Annotated in this window: 2 protein-coding genes; both read left to right on the forward strand. The window is 32.6% G+C overall.

Annotation, left to right across the window (positions count from 1 at the left end; all coding sequences use genetic code 11):
- The first annotated feature begins 382 nt into the window (after positions 1-382).
- Positions 383-1,249, forward strand: a complete 867-nt coding sequence (locus tag F6K22_RS21285; protein WP_293102343.1) for a pentapeptide repeat-containing protein — start codon at positions 383-385, stop codon at positions 1,247-1,249.
- A gap of 523 nt (positions 1,250-1,772) precedes the next feature.
- Positions 1,773-2,693, forward strand: a complete 921-nt coding sequence (locus F6K22_RS21290) for a 2-keto-4-pentenoate hydratase (RefSeq protein ID WP_293102346.1) — start codon at positions 1,773-1,775, stop codon at positions 2,691-2,693.
- The last annotated feature ends 848 nt before the right edge of the window (positions 2,694-3,541 follow it).

The following is a 3,541-nucleotide window of genomic DNA, read 5'->3' on the forward strand; positions in this document are numbered from 1 at the left end:
GGTTTTGTTGGGTTTCACTTTGTTCTACCCAACAAAACCTTACTTCATTATTGTTCAATACGCTTGAGTTAAGGATTTTTTTGCAGTTTTGTAATCTCAAGAGCTACTAATAATTGTTCGATATTTTATAGGTTTTGGTCTTAGATCATGTCTGATTGAATACTTACACTTTGGAAAAGGTAAAGCAGAAGGAAAGAAAAAGTTAGAAGGGAAAAGGTTTTTTGCTCACTAATTATCCGGACACGATATTATCTGAACCGTATTAGACCATTGTTGGGTTTCGATTCCATGCTTCGCAATGCTAACGCAAACAACCCAACCTACGCTTATTGCACTATTTTTAGATATATCGGTTTACTATTAAAGTGGAAAGATAAAGACAATGATAAAGAATAGAAAACAAAAATCAAGGAACAAAAAATTAGAAGAAAAAATAGAAAATCTGAAACAACAAGGTTTTTATTTTCCTCTAAATATTCAATCTCCTAACAAACCAACTCCTGAAAAACAAACCAGACTCATCAGACGTATTGCAGATTGGTGGGAAACAACTCGTGTTGAGAAGTATTTAGAAGATATAGACTATCTGTTAAAAAATGCTGCCATTTTAAATATTTTGAGTTTGCTTGCCAATTTTGCTCTTATCGTTAGTTTAGTAACCTGGTTAACAGGGTTAGAAGAACAAAAAGAAAATAAACTTTTTGCTACCTGGACTATTATTAATGATGGTATAAGCGATCGATCTGGGGTTGTGAAAACTGCAGTACAACGATTGCATAAAGAAAGATTTGATTTATCTGGTCTACAACTTAATGAAACTTACCTAGGCTGGATTACCCTCAATGAAGCTAAACTCATCAGAGCTAACCTTAGTGAAGCTGACCTTTTTGAATCTAATCTCAGTGGAGCTATATTCTATGATGCTAACCTCAGTGGAACTGACCTCCATAAAACTAACCTCAGTGGAACTGACCTCCATAAAACTAACCTCAGTTCTGCTAACCTTAATGAAACTAACCTCAGTGAAGCTTACCTTTTTAAAGCAAAAAATCTCAGTAATGCACAAATAAAGTTAGCCTGCAATTGGAAAGAAGCAATTTATGTAAAAGGTACAAAAGTTGAAGACAAATATGGATTTAAAAAATGGCTTCCTATAGACAAGCAAGCTAACCAAAATAAAATCAAGGAAATTGAACAAGATAAAAATTCCGATCCTAAAAATACTCCTGATTGTTCTAAATGGGAATAAAGACTAATAAAACTTTCTGGAAAACTAAAAAGCAGTAGGGACTATATTCTTATTGACTAAGAAAGGATATGTACTGAATGTTATCAAATTAATGAAAAAAATCAATGGAAACTTACTACTTATTCTCTTGAGGAAATAACTGATAGTCAACAGGAATTTTCCGTTAAATTAGAAAGCATTAATTTTCAATTTACTACTTCTTTATTGTACGAAAATGTGGTTTTTCCGGAATAAATAAAGACCTCTCCCCCGACCCCTCTCCTGCAAAGAGAGGGGAGAAATGCTCCCCCAACGCTAGCACTTAAGGGGGTTGGGGGGTTAGGTTTTAGTCAGTGTAGTAGGGTGCGTTTCCGCTAAGAGCGGACATGAAAAGACAGCTTAAATTTAGACTATGAAAAGTATTTAGCAATCTGTCGTAACGGACCATTTTAGCTATTTTAATTCCGTGTATCCATGCCAGAATCTGTCTAATTTTTCTATATGGAAAAAAAACTAACAAAACTTTAATTTAAAACTAAAAATTATGCACATATCTAAATACCTCATTTTACTCTTAATCTCTTTACTTTCAGCTTGCACTTTTGAAACATCAAAAACCCCACCAGAAACGGAAACTTCTGACAAAAATTCTATATCTACAGTTACTCCAGATAATAATTCCCAATTAGTCGAAAATCTAGTAGAAAATTACCTCCAAAAAACTCCAGTAAAAACAACAGTAAATCTAACTTTACCCGAAGCACAAAAAGTTCAAAATCAGTTTGTGGCAGAAATTAGTAAAAGTCTCGGTCAGGTAGTTGGTTATAAAGCTGGATTAACCAGTCAAAAATCTCAAGAACGTTTTAATACTTCTCAACCTTTGCGCGGTACTTTACTAGAAAAAATGTTGTTAGAAAATGGTAGTGTTATTTCTGCTAAATTTGGCAGTCGTTCTATAGGAGAAGGCGACTTAATTATGAGGGTAGGAAGTTCAGAAATTAATAATGCCAAAACTCCTAGAGAAACCTTGAAATATTTAGATGCTGTTATCCCATTTATTGAATTGGGAGATTTAGTTTATAGTCAAGATGTAAAATTAGATGGTCCTGCTATTTTAGCAATTAATGTTGGAGCAAGAACAGGAATTTTAGGTGAACCTATTCCTGTTGCTAATACTGATGAATGGGAAAATCGTTTGAAAAGTTTACGAATAGAAATGTTAGACGAAAATGGCAAAGTATTAGCATCAGGAAATAGTAGTAGTTTATTAGGTAATCCCTTGAATGTTGTGTTGTGGATTAAAGATTCTTTGCAAGCTGAAGGAAAAGAATTAAAAAAAGGAGATTTACTCTCTTTAGGCAGTATGACTAGCTTTATTCCAGTCAAATCAAATTCTACTATTCGTGCCCGATATATAGATTTATATCCAAATAAAACTGTAGAAATATTTGTCAAATTTGAATAGGCTCACAGGGATTATGCCACGGATATACTGATATACGAATTAAAAGTAAAATTTGAATAATTGTAGGTTGGGTTGAGGAACGAAACCCAACTTATTAGACATATCCAGAAAATAGGTATTACTGAGAAAAAATTGATTATTCATGCGGGATAATTAATTATTAGAGATGTTTATTTTTGTTGGGTTTCACTTCGTTCTACCCAACCTACATTATGTGATATGATTTCTAGAACAATTTTAGATAGATGAAAAATGAAAATCCAAAAATTGGAATTTGTCGATCGCTCCGAATTTTTGTATTTGAAACTTATTGAATTTTTGCCATAAAACTCTGGAAATATTTGTCAAGTTTGAATAAATGTAGCAAACTGACACACCTAAAATGGTGCGTTACGACGGATTGTTATATCCTTTTCACATTCTAAATTTTAGCCGTAAATACGCACTCTACAAGTTGGGAACTTTATTAACAAAAAATTATCTAGACGTGATATGATTTCTCGAATAATTTTAGAGACGTAATAAATCAAAATCCAAAAATTATAATTTGGCTATCGCTCCGAATTTTTGTATTTGAAACTTATTGAATTTTTGCCATAAAACTCTGGAAATATTTGTCAAATTTGAATAAATGTAGCAAACTGACACACCTAAAATGGTGCGTTACGACGGATTGTTATATCCTTTTCACATTCTAAATTTTAGCCGTAAATACGCACCTTACAAGTTTGGCACTTTATTAACAAGAAATTATCTAAACGTGGTATGATTTCTCGAATAATTTTAGATAGATGAAAAATGAAAATCGCCAAATTAGAATTTGGCGATCGCACACAATCTTAGTATTT

The sequence above is a fragment of the Okeania sp. SIO2F4 genome, assembly GCF_010672385.1.
GTDB lineage: Bacteria > Cyanobacteriota > Cyanobacteriia > Cyanobacteriales > Microcoleaceae > Trichodesmium.